This window comes from Rhizobium sp. P2_G9 (assembly GCF_056403475.1).
This window is the reverse complement of record NZ_JBFUFK010000028.1, coordinates 68849-87286: the sequence shown is the minus strand read 5'-3', so window position 1 is coordinate 87286 and position 18438 is coordinate 68849. Positions and strand designations below refer to the sequence as shown.

At 61.1% G+C, this 18438-nt stretch carries 16 protein-coding genes; 3 read left to right on the top strand and 13 right to left on the bottom strand.

Annotated elements, in window-relative coordinates:
- Nucleotides 1–9: 9 nt before the first annotated feature.
- The 5 genes from ntrX to dusB all read right to left on the bottom strand — a co-directional run bounded on the left by ntrX (nucleotide 10) and on the right by dusB (nucleotide 7443).
- Complete coding sequence (gene ntrX / locus AC1DYF_RS22615; RefSeq protein ID WP_477879021.1) at nucleotides 10–1374, bottom strand: nitrogen assimilation response regulator NtrX; 1365 nt, start codon at nucleotides 1372–1374, stop codon at nucleotides 10–12.
- Entirely contained in the window at nucleotides 1364–3631 is a 2268-nt protein-coding gene (locus tag AC1DYF_RS22610; protein WP_477879020.1) for a sensor histidine kinase NtrY-like, read from the bottom strand. Before AC1DYF_RS22610 ends, ntrX begins: the two co-directional genes overlap by 11 nt.
- A 202-nt stretch (nucleotides 3632–3833) precedes the next feature.
- Nucleotides 3834–5288 carry a nitrogen regulation protein NR(I) gene (ntrC, locus tag AC1DYF_RS22605; protein ID WP_477879019.1) on the bottom strand — a complete coding sequence of 485 codons (1455 nt, stop codon included), beginning with the start codon at nucleotides 5286–5288 and terminating at the stop codon, nucleotides 3834–3836.
- A complete protein-coding gene (locus tag AC1DYF_RS22600) occupies nucleotides 5285–6442 on the bottom strand; it encodes a two-component system sensor histidine kinase NtrB (protein ID WP_477879018.1) in 1158 nt (385 codons plus the stop codon). The genes ntrC and AC1DYF_RS22600 overlap by 4 nt, the downstream gene beginning before the upstream one ends.
- The gene (dusB, locus tag AC1DYF_RS22595) at nucleotides 6439–7443 is read right to left on the bottom strand and encodes a tRNA dihydrouridine synthase DusB (RefSeq protein ID WP_477879017.1); all 1005 of its coding nucleotides are present in this window, start codon (nucleotides 7441–7443) and stop codon (nucleotides 6439–6441) included. The genes AC1DYF_RS22600 and dusB overlap by 4 nt, the downstream gene beginning before the upstream one ends.
- A 183-nt stretch (nucleotides 7444–7626) precedes the next feature.
- Between dusB and AC1DYF_RS22590 the strand changes: the two genes are divergently transcribed.
- The 3 genes from AC1DYF_RS22590 to AC1DYF_RS22580 all read left to right on the top strand — a co-directional run bounded on the left by AC1DYF_RS22590 (nucleotide 7627) and on the right by AC1DYF_RS22580 (nucleotide 10792).
- Entirely contained in the window at nucleotides 7627–8835 is a 1209-nt protein-coding gene (locus tag AC1DYF_RS22590; RefSeq protein WP_477879016.1) for a bifunctional 2-C-methyl-D-erythritol 4-phosphate cytidylyltransferase/2-C-methyl-D-erythritol 2,4-cyclodiphosphate synthase, read from the top strand.
- Nucleotides 8832–9329, top strand: a complete 498-nt coding sequence (locus AC1DYF_RS22585; protein ID WP_477879015.1) for a CinA family protein — start codon at nucleotides 8832–8834, stop codon at nucleotides 9327–9329. The genes AC1DYF_RS22590 and AC1DYF_RS22585 overlap by 4 nt, the downstream gene beginning before the upstream one ends.
- Before the next feature lie 176 nt (nucleotides 9330–9505).
- Nucleotides 9506–10792 (top strand): adenylate/guanylate cyclase domain-containing protein, encoded by a 1287-nt coding sequence (locus AC1DYF_RS22580; RefSeq protein ID WP_477879014.1) that lies wholly within the window; start codon nucleotides 9506–9508, stop codon nucleotides 10790–10792.
- 1 nt (nucleotide 10793) lies between these two features.
- On the opposite strand, the gene AC1DYF_RS22575 is transcribed toward AC1DYF_RS22580, so the two are convergent.
- From AC1DYF_RS22575 to AC1DYF_RS22540, 8 genes are all read right to left on the bottom strand, one after another.
- Complete coding sequence (locus AC1DYF_RS22575; RefSeq protein WP_477879013.1) at nucleotides 10794–11264, bottom strand: type II toxin-antitoxin system RatA family toxin; 471 nt, start codon at nucleotides 11262–11264, stop codon at nucleotides 10794–10796.
- A gap of 66 nt (nucleotides 11265–11330) precedes the next feature.
- Complete coding sequence (locus tag AC1DYF_RS22570) at nucleotides 11331–12755, bottom strand: pyridoxal phosphate-dependent decarboxylase family protein (protein WP_477879012.1); 1425 nt, start codon at nucleotides 12753–12755, stop codon at nucleotides 11331–11333.
- A gap of 76 nt (nucleotides 12756–12831) precedes the next feature.
- The gene (gene lipA / locus AC1DYF_RS22565) at nucleotides 12832–13803 is read right to left on the bottom strand and encodes a lipoyl synthase (RefSeq protein ID WP_477879011.1); all 972 of its coding nucleotides are present in this window, start codon (nucleotides 13801–13803) and stop codon (nucleotides 12832–12834) included.
- A 211-nt stretch (nucleotides 13804–14014) separates the two neighbouring features.
- The gene (locus AC1DYF_RS22560; RefSeq protein WP_477879058.1) at nucleotides 14015–14269 is read right to left on the bottom strand and encodes a GlsB/YeaQ/YmgE family stress response membrane protein; all 255 of its coding nucleotides are present in this window, start codon (nucleotides 14267–14269) and stop codon (nucleotides 14015–14017) included.
- A gap of 85 nt (nucleotides 14270–14354) precedes the next feature.
- Entirely contained in the window at nucleotides 14355–15833 is a 1479-nt protein-coding gene (gene lpdA, locus AC1DYF_RS22555) for a dihydrolipoyl dehydrogenase (RefSeq protein ID WP_477879010.1), read from the bottom strand.
- Between the two features lie 60 nt (nucleotides 15834–15893).
- A complete protein-coding gene (locus AC1DYF_RS22550) occupies nucleotides 15894–16535 on the bottom strand; it encodes an SGNH/GDSL hydrolase family protein (protein ID WP_477879009.1) in 642 nt (213 codons plus the stop codon).
- On the bottom strand, nucleotides 16535–17086 hold the full coding sequence (locus AC1DYF_RS22545) for a hypothetical protein (RefSeq protein ID WP_477879008.1): 552 nt from the start codon (nucleotides 17084–17086) through the stop codon (nucleotides 16535–16537). Before AC1DYF_RS22545 ends, AC1DYF_RS22550 begins: the two co-directional genes overlap by 1 nt.
- A 16-nt stretch (nucleotides 17087–17102) precedes the next feature.
- On the bottom strand, nucleotides 17103–18437 hold the full coding sequence (locus AC1DYF_RS22540) for a pyruvate dehydrogenase complex dihydrolipoamide acetyltransferase (RefSeq protein WP_477879007.1): 1335 nt from the start codon (nucleotides 18435–18437) through the stop codon (nucleotides 17103–17105).
- Nucleotide 18438: the final 1 nt, after the last annotated feature.

Here is an 18438-nt window from a genome sequence, read left to right as displayed (position 1 = left end):
ATGTAGCTGTCAGACGCCGAGCGTCTTCAGTTTGCGATGCAGCGCCGAGCGCTCCATGCCGACAAATTCGGCGGTGCGCGAGATATTGCCGCCAAAGCGGTTGATCTGGGCGATCAGATAATCACGTTCAAAAAGCTCGCGCGCCTCGCGCAGCGGCAGCGTCATGATGTGCTGGTCACCGGTCGATGACACTCTCGGCATCGCGTCCAACACATCGGCCGGCAGCATGTCGGCGGTGATCGGCGTATCCGGACCGTCCGACTGGGCCAGGATCAGCAGCCGCTCGATATTGTTGCGCAGCTGACGAAGATTGCCCGGCCAATCATGGGCCTGAAGAATCGCCAGCGCGTCGTCGCCGATCTTGCGCGCCCTGATGCCGGCATGGTCGCAGATCTGCCGCATGAACAGGTCGACGAGGAAGGGAATGTCCTCCCGCCGGTCGGAAAGCGGCGGCACGCGCACGGGCACGACCGACAAGCGATGATAAAGGTCCTCGCGGAACTTGCCCTCGCCGATCATATGCTCAAGGTCATAGGCGGTCGAGGAAATGACGCGGACGTCGACCTTGACGCGCTTGGAGCCGCCGACGCGTTCGAACTGCTGCTCGACCAGAACCCGGAGAATCTTGTTCTGCGTCTCGCGCGGCATCTCGCCGATCTCGTCGAGATAGAGGATGCCGCGATGCGCCTCTTCCAGGGCACCGGTCCGGCGCGGCTGGCCGGGCGTGCCTTCGGTGCCGAACAGCGCAATCTCCATGCGCTCCGGCGTGATCGTCGCGGCATTGAGCGCTACGAACGGGCCTTCGGCGCGCGAGGATTTGCGATGCAGGATGCGCGCCACCAGTTCCTTGCCGGAGCCGGACGGTCCGAGAATCATCACGCGACTATTGGTCGGCGCCACCTTATCGATCGTCTGGCGGAGCTGCGAAACCGCGACGGAGGTGCCGATCAGTTCAGCGGTGTCGCCGGAGCGCTTCTTCAGATCCCGCACCTCGCGCTTGAGCTTGGAGGTTTCGAGCGCCCGCTCGGCAATCAGGATCAACCGATCGGCCTTGAACGGCTTTTCGATGAAATCATAGGCGCCGCGACGGATGGCGTTGACGGCCATCTCGATATTGCCGTGGCCGGAGATCATCACGACAGGCAGTTCCGGATAGCGGTTCTTGATCTCGTCGAGCAGACCGAGCCCATCGAGCCGGCTGCCCTGCATCCAGACATCGAGAAACACCAGCCGCGGCACACGATCGGAGATCGCAGCCAGTGCACTGTCGCTATCGTGCGCGGTCCGGGTCTCGTGACCCTCATCCGACAAGATCCCCGAGACGATTTCGCGGATATCCTGTTCGTCGTCGACAACCAAAATATCAGACGCCATGAGCACTTACCTTCCCGTCAACTGCCTCGGCCGCCGCGTCTGTGCGCGGCAGCAAAACCCGCATCATGGCGCCATAGCCATGGTCAAAATCCGCCGGCGCATCGTGAAGCTCCAGATGGCCGCCATGTTCCTCGATGATCTTCTTGACGATCGGCAGGCCGAGCCCGGTGCCCTTGTCGCGCATGGTCATATAGGGCTCGAGAATGCGATGCCTATTTTCCTGCGGCAGGCCTTTGCCATTGTCGATGATATCGACGATGATCCGGTCGCTGCGCTCGTCGACGCCCGCCCGGACGAGGATCTTGTATTCGTCGCGCGTCTCGCCTTCGGGGATGGCTTCGATCGCCTCGACCGCGTTCTTCACCAGATTGGTGAAGGCCTGGCCGAGCATGCGCGCGTCGAAGGCGCCAAACAGCGGCTCGTCACCCCATTCGCGGATGAAGCGGATGTTCTGGCTGCCCATTTCGCGCAGGAAGACGGTGTCCTTGAGGATGTCGCGCAGGTCGCTCGGCGCCTTGGAGGGCTTCGGCATGCGGGCAAAAGCCGAGAACTCGTCGACCATGCGGCCGATATCCTCGACCTGGCGGACGATCGTGTCCGTGCATTGGTCGAAGACGGCACGGTCGTCCTCGTTGATCTGCCGGCCGTAGCGGCGCTTAAGCCGCTCGGCCGAGAGCGTGATCGGCGTCAGCGGATTCTTGATCTCGTGGGCAATGCGGCGGGCGACATCGGACCAGGCGGTCGAACGTTGGGCGATCATCAAGTCGGTAATGTCGTCCATGGTGATGACATAGGATTCCTGTCCGGCATGCGATTCCTCGCGCGTCACCTGGACATTGACATTGCGCTCCTTGCCGCCCTGGATCATCGCCAGTTCACGGCGGAATTCCTTGCGCGCGCGGGATGCTGCCTCGGTCAGAAAAGCATCGATTTCAGGTGCCACGTCGGCGAGCTTGCGGCCGGTAATATCGGCCGGCTTCAGGCCTAGGAGGAATTCGGTCGAGGGATTGGCGATGGTGATCGTCCGGTCGCCTTCGACGCCGATGACGGCTGCCGTAACGCCGGAAAGCACCGCCTCGATGAAGCGCCGGCGGTCGTCGACCTCGTCCTTGGCGATCAGGATTTCGTCGCGCTGGGTGACGATCTCGTCGCGCTGGGTGCGGATTTCGGAAATCATCTTGTTGAAGGTGCGTGACAGCGAGCCGACGTCGCCGTCGATCGCCCGGACCGGCACGACGACGTTGAGATTGCCGCTCGCGACATTGTCGGCGGCGTTGATCAGCAGGCGGATCGGCCGAACGATTCGGTCGGCCACCGCGATCGCCGCCCAGATGGCAGCCAAGAGCACGATCAGTGCGAAGCCCAAATAGATGATGCCGAAGGCGATCTGGGTGGTGACCTGACCTTCCTTCATCGATTTATAGTAAGCGGCATTGTCCTGCATCAGATGCAGCGCATTCACGACTTTGGGGTCGACGGCGCGGATCGTGTAGAGATAGGCGTCGATCTGGTTGAGTGCGATAATGGCGCCGACAATATTGGTGGAATTCTGCGGAATGAGCGCCGGCCGGCCGGCCACGGCTGCCCTCAACGCATCCTGGGGCGCCGGCGGTACAGGCCGGATATCGTCCATTTCGGAGCCGACGATGACCGTGCCATCGGCATTGAGAAGCTGGGCGCTGATCAGGCCGCGTCCCTTGGTCTGGCGGGTCAACAGCTCCTCGAAACCACCCTTGTCCAGGGCGAAGAGCTGGCGATAGCTGTCGAGGTCGTTGGCCATGGAAATCGTCTGGCCTTGCAGATAGCTGGCATTCTCCTTCACATAGGCTTCGCCGACATTGATGGAGGAATTGACGATTTCCTGCGTCTGGGTGCTGAACCAACGGTCGAGGCCGGCGCTGAGAGTCAGCGATGCGATCACAGCGACAAGAATCGCAGGCGCGATCGCCACGATCGAGAACAGCGAAACAATGCGAATATGCAGCCGCGCCGCCGCCCGGCCGCGGGCGCGCGCCTTGATCAATCGGTAGAGCTCATAGCCGACCAGGACCATAAGTCCCGAGACGAAGACCGCATTGATGATGGCAGAGGCGAAGACGACACTGTCAACAGGTTCGATCGGGGTATAGCCGAGCAACACCGCCAACGTCGCAAGCGCCACGACCAGGGCGCCGCCGGCGACCGCAATGCCGGCCGACGTGGAAATGCCGCGCCGCTCCCCAGTCGTCATTGCCTGTTCTGCTACCGCTTCCGCCATGCGGTGGTTCCCCTTTCCGGTCTGGCGACCGGTGCAATTCTGTTCATGACGGCCGGCGACAAGGCACCGAAGGCGGACGCACGGCCAGGAGATGTCGCGGGGGAAGCGTGGAATCGCCACGTCCCGACACAAACAATGCGTTGCTATAGAGCAACGCATTGTGGCGAAAATGCAACGTGAGTGCCCTCAGGTCAAGGGTTGATCACACCATTCTAGCACTGCGATAGACGGTGACGCCGAGTTCGCGGATCTTTTTACGCAGCGTGTTGCGATTGAGACCGAGCAGATCGGCAGCCTTGATCTGATTGCCGCGCGTGGCGGTCAGAGCTGCCAGGATGAGCGGATATTCCATCTCGGCCAGCACCCGGTCGTAGAGGCCAGGCGGCGGCAGGTTGTCGCCGAATTCGGCGAAATAGATGCGCATATTTTCTTCGACGGCCTGTGAAATCGAAACCGAGCCGGGCGCCGCACCGGGCTTTTCCGCGGGGCCGGCAGCGATATCCGGCTTCAGTTCAGAATCGGCGATCTCGCGGGTGATCACGTCCTGCGGATAGAGTGCTGTAAGCCGCCGGACGAAATTTTCCAGCTCTCGGACATTGCCGGGCCAAGGATAGGATTTCATCACGTCGAGCGCTTCGTTGTCGAAGCGTTTTGGCGCCATGCCTTCCTTCTCGGTCATGGCGACGAAATGGCGGACAAGATCCGGAATATCCTCGGCGCGCTCACGCAACGGCGGCAGGCGGAGCGGCACGACGTTCAGGCGATAATAGAGGTCTTCGCGGAACAGTCCCTGGTTGATCGCCTGTTTCAGATCCTTGTTGGTGGCGGCGACGATGCGGACATCGGTGCGGATCGGGGTGCGGCCGCCAACAGTGGTATATTCTCCCTGCTGCAGCACGCGCAACAACCGGGTCTGGGCGTCCATCGGCATATCGCCGATCTCATCGAGGAAGAGCGTGCCGCCTTCCGCCTGTTCGAAGCGACCGGTCGAGCGCGCCTGGGCGCCGGTAAAGGCGCCCTTCTCATGGCCGAACAGTTCCGATTCAATGAGATCGCGCGGGATGGCGGCCATGTTGATCGCGACGAAAGGGCCATTGCGGCGTTTGCCGTAATCGTGCAGCGCCCGCGCGACCAGTTCCTTGCCGGTACCGGATTCGCCGGTGATCATCAGCGTCAGGTCGGTCTGCATCAGGCGCGCCAGCACCCGGTAGATTTCCTGCATTGCCGCCGAGCGGCCAACGAGCGGCATGGCGTCCTGCTGGTCGTCCTCGTGACGCGGCGGCTTCTTCTTCGGCTCGGCGAGTGCCCGGCCGACGATGGCGATCAGTTCGGTGAGGTCGAAGGGCTTGGGCAGATAGTCATAAGCGCCCTTCTCCGAGGCGCGGATCGCCGTCATGAAGGTATTCTGGGCGCTCATGACCAGGACCGGCAGGTCTGGCCGCACCCGCTTGATACGCGGCAGCAAGTCGAAAGCGTTCTCGTCGGGCATCACCACGTCGGTGATCACGAGGTCGCCGTCGCCGGCCGAGATCCAGCGCCAGAGCGTGGCGGCATTGGAGGTGATGCGGACATCGTAGCCGGCGCGGCTCAGCGCCTGGTTGAGCACCGTGCGGATCGCGGCATCGTCGTCGGCGACCAGAATTGTGGCAGAACTCATTTGGCTGATTTCCCTGGTTCGTCGTAGATGTCATCTGCCTGCACGTTCTTGGAGGCAGGCATGAGCACCCTGAAAATGGTCTTGTTGTTCTGCCGGTCGCATTCGACGATGCCGCCATGGCCGCCGAWGATCTTGGCGACCAGTGCCAGGCCGAGGCCCGAGCCGTTGGTCTTGGTGGTGATGAACGGGTCGAAGAGGTGCGGTTTCAGGTCCTCCGGCACGCCGGGGCCGTTGTCGATGACGCAGAACTCCAGCGGCAGTGAGATTTTTTCCCGCGTGCCGGCGACGGAGATGCGGATGCCGGGGCGATAGGCGGTGGTCAGCATGATCTCGGCATCAGCCCGGTCGGCCACCGCCTCGGCGGCATTCTTGACGAGGTTGAGGAAGACCTGGATCAACTGGTCGCGATTGGCATGCACGGCCGGCAGCGACGGGTCATAATTCTCGGTGATCTTGATATTGCGGGCAAAGCCGGCTTTGGCGATCGCTTTCACGTGGTCGAGAATCGAATGGATGTTGCAGGGCGCGCGGTCCACCGGCCGTTCGTCGGAGAAGACTTCCATGCGATCGACAAGCGACACGATCCGGTCGGTCTCCTCGCAGATCAGCTGCGTCAGCGCCCGGTCCTCGTCGTTGACAGAGGTTTCGAGCAGTTGCGCGGCACCTCGGATGCCGGAAAGCGGATTTTTGATCTCATGCGCCAGCATCGAGGCCAACCCCGTCACCGAGCGGGCCGCAGCGCGGTGCGTCAGCTGCCGGTCGATCTTGTCCGCCATCGACCGTTCCTGGAAGACGATCACCACCGCGCCGGGATCGGWCAACACCGGGGCGACATAGATGTCGACCAGTTTATCGGCTCCAAGCCGGGGAGAACTCAGGTCGACCCGGTATTCGTTGACCGGCGCCTTGCGTTCGCGCACCTGGTCGATCAGCGTCAACAACGGGCTGCCGAACGGGATATAGGCATAGATCGTGTGGCGCGACAGATAGGCTTCGGAGGCGCCGAAGAAGGCTTCCGCTTCCCAATTGGCAAAGGCAATGTAGCCGTCCTCGTCGACCATGATCACAGCATTCTGGATGGCATTCAGAACGCCGAGGGCAAGATCGCTGCCGCTGGTCTTCTTGGTCTTGCGCTTGGAAGGATCGCCGTTCATGCGGCCTCTCTGACTGATATTTCGGAGGCCGGATCGAGCAGGATGTCGCGCATCGCGCCGATGACCATTTCCGGATCATGCGACGTCAGCACGGCACTGCGCCGTTCTGCTGATAGCGCAGGTGCGAAGCGCTCCAGCGTCCAGTTGACGTGTTTTCGCGCGTGGCGAAGGCCGGGCGGTGCGCCATAAAAGTCCAGAGTCATACGATAATGCCGTTCGAAAATGCACGCGATCTCAGCACGGTCGGGCGCTGTGCGCATGCCTGCCAAGACGCCGGCATGCCAGGGGCGGCCCTGCGAGCCGCGACCGATCATGACTCCGTCAGCGCCGGATTTCCGGAGGATCGTGGCGATATCATCAGCAGTTTCGACATCGCCATTGGCGATCAGCGGCAGCTTTATCCGAGCGCGGACTTCCGCTATCCGGTCCCAGTCAGCCCTGCCCTCGTAAAATTGCATGCGGGTGCGGCCATGAACGGTGATCATCTGCGCGCCGAGCTCTTCAGCGGCATGGGCCAGCTCCGGCGCGTTGATCGACTGTTCGTCCCAGCCGAGCCGCATCTTCACCGTGACCGGGACTTTCACCGCCTTCACCGTCGCCTCGATCAGCGACAATGCAAGTTCCGGTTCACGCATCAATGCCGAACCGGACAATCCGCCGATCACTTTCTTGGCCGGGCACCCCATGTTGATATCGATGACATCGGCGCCGTTGGCTTCCGCGATTCGCGCCCCTTCGGCCATGTAGTAGGGGTCGCGGCCAGCAAGCTGGACGATGTGCGGGTGGATGCCGGAATTTTGCAGTCGCGACCACGATTCGGCCGAATTGCCGACCAGTTCGCGGCTGGCGACCATTTCCGTCACCACGAAGCCCGCGCCGAATTCAAAGGCGAGCTGGCGGAACGGCAGGTCGGTGACCCCGGACATCGGCGCGAGCGCCACCCGGTTGCGGAACTCTACCGGTCCGACGCTGAGCAGCGATGTCAAAACGTCCAAACTCAAATGCTTATCTTTCGGGCACCATTTTCCAATGCATTATTTTTAGACATTTCCATTTCACTTGCCAAGCGGATTCGCGTGCAAGCCTAAAAAACTAGCTGTCTTGACAAATGAGCAGACTGGCAAAGTCGAAGCGCTCTCTATAAACCGATTGCGGCAAATTCCAGCAGGCAAATTTCGGACAGCATGAACCAAGACAATACATATAAGATAGGCATTCTCATCGTCGCCGCAGGCCGCGGCGAGCGCGCCGGCGCGAGCGCGGAAGGACCCAAGCAATATCGTTCGATCGGCGGCAAGCCGGTGATCGCCCATACGCTGGAGCGTTTCCTCGCATGGCCGCGCTCCGGGGCGATCGTCGTGGTAATCCATCCAGATGACGAGGCCTTGTTCGCCAAGGCGATCGCGATGCTTGACGTCTCTCACACGATCCGCACGGTCCATGGCGCCCCGACACGACAAGGTTCCGTGCTGGCGGGCCTCGAAGCGATGGCCGAGCTGTCTGTTTCGCACGTCATGATCCAGGATGCTGTACGCCCATTCGTCGGCTCCGACCTGCTCGATCGCATCGCTGCCGCGCTCGATGCCGGCGAACGCGCGGTGCTGCCCGCCACGGCCGTTGCCGATACATTGAAGCGTGGCTCGCCGGACGGTCACGTCGCGGAAACCGTCTCGCGGGCTGGGCTCTATGCGGCRCAGACGCCGCAGAGTTTCCTGTTCGAGCCGATTCTCGAAGCACATCGCGCAGCCGCCCGGTCGGGGATAAGCGATTTCACCGACGACGCGGCTATCGCCGAATGGGCGGGGCTTGCGGTAAGACTCGCCGAGGGCGACCGTGAAAATGTCAAGCTGACACTTGCCAGCGATATCGAACTGGCGGACCAGAGACTGATGCAAACGAACCTTCCCGACGTGCGGACCGGCAACGGCTATGATGTCCATCAACTCGAACCGGGCGATGGCGTCACGTTGAGCGGCGTGTTCATCGATCACAACCAAAGGCTCAGGGGCCATTCGGACGCCGATTGCGCGTTGCATGCCCTGACCGACGCATTGCTGGCCACGTGCGGCGCCGGCGATATCGGCGACCATTTTCCGCCGTCCGATCCGCAATGGAAGGGCGCTCCGTCGCGCATTTTCCTCGAACATGCGGCAGCGATCGTCCGCGACCATGGCGGTGTCATCATGAATGCGGATATTTCCATCATCGCCGAGGCCCCGAGGATAGGCCCGCACAGGCAAGCCATGCGACAAGCCCTCGCCGACATCCTCGGAATCGATCTGGATCGCTGCTCCGTCAAAGCGACGACGAATGAGAAGATCGGCTTCGTCGGTCGCGGTGAAGGTATCGCGGCCATTGCGACCGCCACAGTGGTATTCGGGAGAAAGCCATGAATGACAAGATCATCCTTGAACTCGCCCAGCAGGTCGTGACGATGTGCACGGACAAGAATGTCATGGTCGCGACGGCGGAATCCTGCACCGGCGGACTGGTGGCCGGCGCGATCACGGCGATATCCGGCGCCTCGCAGGTGCTGGAGCGCGGCTTCGTCACCTATTCCGACCAGGCAAAGATCGAAATGCTCGGCGTGATGCCGATCACGCTCAGGCAATATGGCGCCGTCTCGAAGGATGTATCGCTTGAGATGGCGCATGGCGCGCTCGCCCGCTCGGAAGCCGGCATTTCTGTCTCGACGACCGGCATAGCCGGTCCGTTGGGCGGCACGACCGGCAAGCCGGTCGGCCTCGTGCATTTCGGCGGGCGCCACTATAAGGGCAAGATGATCCATCGCGAGATGAATTTCGGCGATATCGGCCGCCACGAGGTGCGGATGGCTTCGGTGGAGATCGCGCTTGAAATGATCATCGAGCTCGCCAGGGAAGGCTGACGGACATCTGCAAGGTTGGCCGGCGATCACCGCGCGTGGGCTTCAGGGTTTTATTTTTTGCGGGCGCACCTGTCTCACCGGCAATTGAAATCCTATGTGTTGTCCATGTGGAAAGTTGATCGGCCCATGGCATGATCACCAGTCGGTGACTCATCGGACTGATTGAGGGGTAGTTTATGGCGATGACGGCACACGCTTCCGAAACCGAACGCGATATCGAAGACGGCGTCTGGCCGGCGCGGCGACGGAAAATCCTCGACTGGCTGGTCAACGAGACGCGCAATCAGCGGTTCGTCGACAACATCCTGGTCGAAATGAGCGAGCGGCTGGTGGCAGCCGGCGTACCCGTTGTACGCGTCTCGTTTCATTTCCAGACCAACCATCCCCAATGGCGTGGCGCGCGCCTGCTCTGGCGCACCGGTCTGACCGAGGCCGAATTCGAATTCTACGGCTATGAGGTCGAGGTTTCGCAGCTTTTCCAGAAAAGCCCGATCAAAGTGATTTTTGAAGGCGCGCCGGAACTGCGCACCGACCTGACGCAAGTGCCGGCCGATCCCTCATCCGAGCCGACGCTCTATGCCGACCTAAGGCAGGATGGACTGACCGAATACATGGCTCTGCCCCTCGAGCACACGCTCGGCAAGCGCCATGTTGTCACCTTTTCGACGGCGCGCCCGGGCGGATTCTCGGATGAGCATGTTACCTTTCTGAAAGACCTTCTTCCAGTGATCGCGCTGGTCACCGAGATCCGCGTCAAGAACATCATGGCCCGGACATTGCTCCGGACTTATGTCGGGCCGCATGCCAGCGAAGAGATCCTCGCCGGCGCCACGACCCGCGGCAGCGGCGCCACGATCAGTGCAGCGATCATGATCTGTGATCTTCGCGACTTCACGACGCTTTCCTCGCTCTGGCCGCGTGACTTCGTCATCGATCTCCTGAACGCTTATTTCGATGCCCTTTCAGGACCGATCGAGGAACATGGCGGCGAAATCCTGAAATTCATGGGCGACGGCCTTTTGGCCATCTTCCCGCTTTCCAAGCCGAGCGCTTTCAGCGATTTGCTCGCCGCCATCCGCGAAGGCCGGGCGGCGATGGCGGCGCTGAATGAAAAAAGTGCCGGGGAAGGCCGTCCGCAGCTCGGCTACGGTGTCGGCGTGCATTTCGGCGATGTGATGTACGGCAATATCGGCTCCAAGGCACGGCTCGATTTCACCGTCATCGGCCCGGCCGTCAATATTGCGTCCAGGCTCGAGAGCCTGACCAAGGATGTCAATCGTCCAGTGCTGCTGTCAAAGGCGTTTGTCGAGAAGGCCGACTGCGCGAACGAGGTCGAGAGTCTCGGGCGATTCAGCCTGAAGGGCGTGGGCGAAGCGGTCGACGTGATGTCGCTCCGCTTCGACGAGCCGGCCAGCGCTGGACATGGAAACGTTTATCCCATGCCCCGCCGACGTTCGGAGTGATCTACGGCGCGACCGGTGCAGCGTTCGGGCCGTATATCTGATCGGCGCGTTTCTCGAAGGCATCGGTGAACATGCGGAAGGCGCGGTCGAACATCGCGCCCATCATCGCACCGAGAATACGGCTCTTGAATTCATACTCGATAAAGAAATGGACTTCCGCACGGCCATCGCCGTGGTCGACGAAACGCCAGGTATTGTTGAGAAATTTGAACGGCCCGTCGATATATTTGACCTCGATGACCTTCTCATCCGGTTTGAGCAGAACCTGGGTGGTGAAGGTCTCCTTGATCGCCTTGTAGCCGATGCTCATGTCAGCGATCAGCAGCGTCTTGCCCTCTCGCTCTTTGCGGCTTTGCACATTAAGAGCCTCGCAGAGCGGCAGGAATTGCGGATATTTTTCGACGTCGGCGACAAGCGCAAACATCTGATCTGCGGAATGGCGGGCGATGCGGGTGGTTTCGAACTGTGGCATGGCGTTGAAATATTGAACTCACCGCGTTGATACAAGCCCCCGCATCCGACGTGACCGGGCATTATTTCAGCGCTCCTCTCCCAGGTTGTCGCCGCGGGCCTGGTGATAGGCACGCAGGATGGCTGAGACCACCCTGCGGGCTTGGTCTTCATCGGTCTGATAGTTGGTCACCGATATGCGCATGACCTGCTGACCGCGCCATTTCGCACCTCCGACGAAGATCTCACCGTCTTCCTGGATGCCGGCGATGACGCGCGCGGTCAGTAAGTCCGCTTCCTCCGCAGGAAGATGGGCGCCGAAGCGGGCGATCACCTGATTGAGCACAACTTTGTTGAGGATGGTGACGCCAGATTCGTGGGCCAGCGCCTCTGCGATCAACGCTGCCGAATTGCAGTCGCGTTCGATGATATCGACGATGCCCTGTCGACCAAGATGTTTGATAACGGCCCAGGTCGCAAATCCGCGTGCACGACGCGAGAGCTCCGGGACATAGTGGGATGGATCTCGCTCCCCGTCGACGGCGCTCGGCAAATAGCTCGCCGCGATCGTCATGGCGCGGCGATGCGATAGCTCATCGCGAACGATCGCATAGCCGCAGTCATAAGGCGTCTGCAGCCATTTGTGACCATCCGTCGCCCAACTGTCGGCGTTCTCGACTCCATCGGTCAAGTGACGCAGCACTGGCGACACCTGAGCCCAAAGTCCGAAGGCACCATCGACATGCACCCAGGCGCCCTTGGCCCTGGCGGCCGGAATAACCGTCGCGAAGTCGTCGAACGCACCGGTATTTATTTGCCCTGCTTGGAGAATCACGATCACCGGACCGTCGACCCGCGCTATCGCCTCTTCGAAGGCGCTATTGATCATCCGTCCCTGCTCGTCCGTCGCAATCCTGACAACACGATCGTGGCCCAGCCCGAGAAATTGCAGTCCGGAGAACACAGTCGTATGCGCATCGTCGCCAATCAGAACTGAAATCGGCGGCGCACCGAACAGGCCCTGTACATCCGGGTCCCAACCGACCGCGCGCAGCACCGCGCTGCGCGCGGCCGCCAAGCAGCTGAAGTTGGCAAGCGTGGCGCCGGTGACAAAACCGACAGAACTTTGCCGTGGCAATGCGAGCAGTTCAAGCAGCCATGCGGACGCCGCGGTTTCCGCCGCAGCAGCAGCGGGCGTGGCAACATGGTTGCCGGCATTCTGTCCCCAGGCGGAGACGAGCATGTCGGCTGCAACGCCGACAGGATGCGATCCGCCGATGACCCAACCGAGGAACCTTGGCCCAGCCATCAGATGAAGGCCGGGATCAGCCCGGACAACAAGATCGTCAATCACCGAATCCGCGTCGGTCGATCCTTGCGGCAATAGTTCGGAAAAGCTTGCCAGCGCTTCGGAATATGTCTGCGACGGGCCATGCCGTCTGTCAGTAGAAGCGCGCTCCCGGAAAGCCGCCGCCTGCTCCGCAGCCTTCAGGAACAATGACCGGACATCCATCCCAACCTCCCCCTATCCCTGGCACGCAGTTTCGAGGAAAACGGGAAAAAGGCAACCCGATTCCGGAAAAGCCGGATCAGACCCCGTGGCGGCCAGCAAGCACCTTCTCCCGCGCCGCCCTCAGCCGGGCGAAATCGTCGCCGGCATGATGCGAGGAGCGGGTGAGTGGGCTCGACGACACCATCAGGAAACCCTTGGTATAGGCGACCGTCTCGTAGGACTTGAACTCGTCCGGGGTGACGAAGCTCATCACCTGGTGGTGCTTGCGGGTCGGCTGCAAGTATTGGCCGATGGTGAGGAAATCGACATCGGCGACGCGCAGGTCGTCCATCAATTGCAACACCTCGTTGCGCTCCTCGCCCAGGCCAACCATAATGCCGGACTTGGTGAACATTGAGGGATCGAGTTCCTTGACCCGCTGCAACAGGCGGATCGAGTGGAAATAGCGGGCGCCTGGGCGCACCGTCAGATAGTTGGACGGCACGGTTTCGAGATTGTGGTTGAAGACATCAGGCTTGGCGGCGACAACACGTTCGAGCGCACCGGGCTTGCGCAGGAAATCCGGCGTCAGAATCTCGATCGTCGTTTCAGGTGAAGTTTCGCGGATGGCGAAGATCACCTTTTCGAAATGCTCGGCGCCGCCGTCCTCGAGATCGTCGCGGTCGACGGAGGTGATGACGACGTGGCTGAGCCCCATCTTCTTCACCGCTTTGCCGACGTTGGAAGGCTCTTCCTGATCGAGCGCTACCGGCCGGCCGGTGGCGACATTGCAGAAGGCACAGGCGCGGGTGCAGATCTCGCCCATGATCATGAAAGTGGCGTGCTTCTTGTCCCAGCACTCGCCGATATTGGGGCAGCCGGCCTCTTCGCAGACGGTGACGAGATTGTGGTCGCGGACGAGCGCGCGGGTTTCCTGGTAACCCTTCGACACCGGCGCCTTGACGCGGATCCAGTCCGGCTTGCGCAGCACTTCCGTGTCCGGCCGATGCGCTTTTTCCGGATGCCGGAGGCGCTTTTCGGAATTGACCGTATCGAGAATAGTGACCATCGAAACCGTGCCCGTGTGCAGATGTACCTGCTTATAAATCAGAAGTTTGGGCGTTCAAAGCCCGAAGCCTCGACTAAGCCTCACCGCTGCCTTGCAGACCCTGCAAGGCTACTTATCTAATTATTCGCGATGAAGCTTTCCAGCAAAGTCACGACTACGCACTGCCGCGCAACACGGCCATATGTACCGTCAAGACTCTGCTGAAGGTGAGTCAGCGCCGGATCATTCGCCCGAGCACGATCAGGATGCAGGCGCCAATGAAACCGATGACCAGATAGGCGAGCCAGCCGGTGTAGCCGATGTGGAAGAGGTTCGCGAGAACGAAGTTCAGGAGCGCAGCACCGACGATGCCGAGAATGATGTTCATGATGATGCCGGTATTCGACTTCATGAACATTTCGGCGAACCAGCCGGCAAAACCGCCGATGATGATTGCCGCAATAAAGCCCACTCCATTTGGATGCATCGCATAGTCCTCCACTGACAGACGCCGCTTTTCCATAGCATGAAAGGGAGCAGCGGCGCTCATGAAATTTCTGTATTCCGGGTACTCAGATATTGAGCGCCCGGCCATAGGCATCGAGCACGCTTTCCTTCAGCGTCTCCGAAATCGTCGGATGCGGGAAGATCGTGTGCATCAATTCTTCCTCGGTGGTTTCGAGGTTCATCGCCACGACAAAACCCTGGATCAGTTCGGTGACTTCCGCACCGACCAGATGCGCGCCGATCAGTTCGCCGGTCTTCTTGTCGAAGATGGTCTTGACCAGGCCCTGATCCTCGCCGAGCGCGATTGCCTTGCCGTTGCCGACGAAGGGGAAGCGGCCGACGCGGATGTCGCGGCCTTCGGCCTTGGCCCTGGCTTCAGTGAGGCCGACCGAGGCGACCTGCGGCTGGCAATAGGTGCAGCCCGGGATCTTGTTGCGGTCCATCGGATGCACGTTCGGCAGGCCGGCGATCTTTTCGACGCAGATCACCGCCTCGTGCTCGGCCTTGTGGGCGAGCAGCGGCGGGCCGGCGACGTCACCAATGGCATAGATGCCCGGCACATTGGTCTTGCCGTAGCCGTCAATGGCGATGAAGCCGCGGTCGGTCTTCACGCCCAGCGCTTCAAGGCCGATATTTTCGACATTGGCCTGGACGCCGACGGCGGAGATCATCCGGTCCGCGGTGATGGTCTGGGTCTTGCCGTCCTTCGTCTCGACCGTGGCAGTGACCGAATTGGCCCCCTTCTCGACCTTGGCGACCTTGGCTTCGAGCAGGATCTTCATGCCCTGCTTGTCGAACTGCTTCTTCGCCAGGCCCGAGATTTCCGCATCTTCGACCGGCATGACCTGGCTCATGATCTCGACGACCGTGACGTCGACGCCGAGCGTGCGATAGAAGGAGGCGAACTCGATGCCGATGGCGCCCGAACCCATGACCAGCAGCGACTTCGGGATCTCGTCGGGCTTCATTGCCTCGAAATAGGTCCAGATCAGCTTGCCGTCCGGCTCGATGCCTGGCAGAGCGCGCGGCCGGGCACCGGTGGCAACGATGATGTGCTTGGCGGTATAGGTGCCTTCGGGCAGCGTGTTCTTCGGGATCGGCCCCATCGGCTCGACCGGCTTCTTGGCGGTCTTGGAGACGACGATCTCGCCGGGCTGAGCCCCTGTCGAAGCCTTGGTGAGCTTGGCTTCACCCCAGATGACGTCGATCTTGTTCTTCTTCATCAGGAAGCCGACGCCGGAATTCATCCGCTGGGCAATGCCGCGCGAGCGGGCGACGATCGCCTTGATGTCAGGCGTGACCTTGCCTTCGATCTTGATGCCATAGTCGCCGGGATGTTCGGCATAGTGATAGATTTCGGCCGTGCGAAGCAGCGCCTTGGTCGGGATGCAGCCCCAGTTGGAGCAGATGCCGGCGAGGTGCTCGCGCTCGACCACAGCCGTCTTGAGGCCGAGTTGAGCGGCGCGGATTGCGGCCACATAGCCGCCCGGACCCGAACCGATGATGATGACGTCATATGCATTCGCAGCTTTCGTATCAGACATGGGGCGCTTCCACTCCTTAGACTAATCTATCGGCGACGAGCGCCGACCGGCCGAAAGGCCTTACATTCCCAGCATCATGCGGACGATCGGCTCGAGGCCGCGCCCGATCGCCGCGGTATTCTCGGCATCGAGATGAATGCCGTCGATCGGTGTGGTCCTCGCCACCGAACCAGCATCGAAGAAACCACAGCCCAGTTCGTCGGCGACATCGCGATAGACGGACGCCAGATTGCGGCTCTCATCAATCCGACTGGCAAACATCGGGCCAAGCAGCGCGTGATCGGTTTCGCAGAAGGGCGGCGGCGACACGAGCAGGATTTCCGGCTCAGTCTCCAATCCCATCGGCCAGGCGTGATGGCGGACGATCTCGACCAGCCGCCTGATGCCGGCGCCGACGATCACGGCGTTGTTGGCATATACAGGTTTCAGATCGTTGGTGCCGAGCAGGATTATTATCAGATCGAGAGGACCGTGCGTGTGCAGGAGCGTCGGCAGGACACGCGCGCCGTTGCGATCGCATTCCGCCATGTAGTCGTCATAGACTGTCGTTCGACCGTTCAAGCCTTCGGGGATGACGCGGACGCCGTGGCCGAGACCTTTCTGCAGCGTAGAGGTCCAGCGGTTCTCATAAGCATGGCGCTGTTCATTTTCCGCATCCACGCCCCAGGTGAGGCTATCGCCGTAACAGAGAATGGTTTTCATCAGAGCTTTCCCCAGATCTTCTTGCATTTCATCGCTGCCAATGCCTCAAACCTGGCGTTGAGGCCCTCAATGATGTCTGGCCAATTCCAGAACTTCACCATCGCGTATCCGACAGCCAGACCGTTGCCGAAATCCCATTGCGAGAGCTTGCTACGTGCCCGGCAATTTGGGCATTCGACATCGTCGCCATGGCCGTCGTTAAATGCAGACAGGGCATCGTCGATCGGCTGGAAGGCTTCGGTCCCTGCCTCGATCTCGACATGGCAATGCGGGCACCGGCCATGTTCTAGTTCTGACGAGAACTCGATGATTCTGCCTTGTTCGACCCGCACGCCTTTGACGTCGAGGAGCCGCCAATAGCCATTGTCTTCGGTTAGTATGGTTGCCGCCCGCAATCCTGGAACATGGCCATCACCTTCCAGAGTGTTGTTCGCTGTCTTTTCTCCCATGATCTGCTCAGAGAGGAGAAAGGCCGGCACGCGCTGGAAATCGCCGTGACTATGTCCAGCAACCAGCTCCCCGAAAACATAGGACTGGAAGTAGTCCGACATGCGGGCGGCTCCAGACTTAAACCAGCATCCCCATCGGGTTTTCGATGTAGCGCTTGAACGCCTGCAGCAATTCGGCCCCCAGCGCACCATCGACGGCGCGATGATCGGTCGAGAGCGTCACGGTCATTACCTGGGCGATCACCATCTCTTTGTTCTTGACGATCACCCGCTCCTGGCCGGCACCGACCGCGAGAATGGTCGCATGAGGCGGATTGACGACGGCGGCAAAGTTCGACACGCCCATCATGCCCATATTCGACACCGAGGTCGTGCCACCCTGATACTCCTCGGGCTTCAGCTTGCGGCCCTTGGCACGCTTGCCGAGGTCCTTCATCTCGTTGGAGATGGCTGACAGGCTCTTGAGCTCGGCATGGCGGATGATCGGGGTGATCAGGCCACCTGGGATGGAGACGGCAACACCGACGTCGGAATGCTTGTGCTTGACCATGTTGCTGTCGGTCCAGGAGACATTGGCTTCCGGTACATCACGCAGGGCAAGCGCCATGGCCTTGATCACCATGTCGTTGACCGAGAGCTTGTAGGCCGGCCTGTCGTCCTTCTTCGGCGCGGCGTGGTTCAGCTCAGCACGGAGCGCCAAGAGCGCATCGAGTTCGCAATCCACCGAAACATAGAAATGTGGAATCGTCTGCTTGGACTCGGTGAGCCGCCGGGCAATGGTCTTGCRCATGCCGTCATGCGGCACAAGCTCGTAGGAACCCGGCTCGAAAAGTTTGAGCACGGCATCCTCCGAAGGTCCCTTGGCTGCCACCGGCGCTGCGGCGGCAGGCGCCGGGGCCGCAGCGGCTGTACCGGCCGGTGCAGCCTTGCCGGTGCCTGAGGCGACGGCCTTTTCGATATCGGATTTCACCACGCGGCCATGCGGACCGGAACCGGACACCAGCGAGATATCGAGGCCGGCCTCTTTGGCGAGACGACGGGCGAGTGGCGAAGAGAAGGCGCGGTCGCCGTGGGATGCTGCGGCCGGCTGCGGCGCGGGCGCCGAAGCGGCGGGAGCCGGGGCCGGCGCCGCCGCAGGAGCAGGTGCGGCTTCGGCCTTCGGCGCTGGAGCAGCAGAGGGTGCCGCACTCGCGGCAGCCTTGGCATCCTCGCCTTCGGCCGCCAGGATGGCGATCACGCTGTTGACCTTGACGTTTTCCGTGCCGGCAGGAATGACGATCTTGGCGACCGTGCCCTCATCGACGGCTTCGACTTCCATCGTCGCCTTGTCGGTCTCGATCTCGGCGATCACGTCGCCGGACTTGATCGTATCGCCTTCCTTGACCAGCCATTTGGAGAGATTGCCCTCTTCCATGGTCGGCGAAAGGGCGGGCATGGTAATGTTGATGGGCATC

Excerpts from the sequence above, each read along its gene's own strand:
- ntrX (WP_477879021.1), bottom strand. The coding sequence starts at position 1,374 with ATGGCGTCTGATATTTTGGTTGTCGACGACGAACAGGATATCCGCGAA.
- AC1DYF_RS22610 (WP_477879020.1), bottom strand. The coding sequence starts at position 3,631 with ATGGCGGAAGCGGTAGCAGAACAGGCAATGACGACTGGGGAGCGGCGC.
- ntrC (WP_477879019.1), bottom strand. The coding sequence starts at position 5,288 with ATGAGTTCTGCCACAATTCTGGTCGCCGACGACGATGCCGCGATCCGC.
- AC1DYF_RS22585 (WP_477879015.1), top strand. The coding sequence starts at position 8,832 with ATGAATGACAAGATCATCCTTGAACTCGCCCAGCAGGTCGTGACGATG.
- AC1DYF_RS22580 (WP_477879014.1), top strand. The coding sequence starts at position 9,506 with ATGGCGATGACGGCACACGCTTCCGAAACCGAACGCGATATCGAAGAC.
- AC1DYF_RS22575 (WP_477879013.1), bottom strand. The coding sequence starts at position 11,264 with ATGCCACAGTTCGAAACCACCCGCATCGCCCGCCATTCCGCAGATCAG.
- AC1DYF_RS22570 (WP_477879012.1), bottom strand. The coding sequence starts at position 12,755 with ATGGATGTCCGGTCATTGTTCCTGAAGGCTGCGGAGCAGGCGGCGGCT.
- lipA (WP_477879011.1), bottom strand. The coding sequence starts at position 13,803 with ATGGTCACTATTCTCGATACGGTCAATTCCGAAAAGCGCCTCCGGCAT.
- AC1DYF_RS22560 (WP_477879058.1), bottom strand. The coding sequence starts at position 14,269 with ATGCATCCAAATGGAGTGGGCTTTATTGCGGCAATCATCATCGGCGGT.
- lpdA (WP_477879010.1), bottom strand. The coding sequence starts at position 15,833 with ATGTCTGATACGAAAGCTGCGAATGCATATGACGTCATCATCATCGGT.
- AC1DYF_RS22550 (WP_477879009.1), bottom strand. The coding sequence starts at position 16,535 with ATGAAAACCATTCTCTGTTACGGCGATAGCCTCACCTGGGGCGTGGAT.
- AC1DYF_RS22545 (WP_477879008.1), bottom strand. The coding sequence starts at position 17,086 with ATGTCGGACTACTTCCAGTCCTATGTTTTCGGGGAGCTGGTTGCTGGA.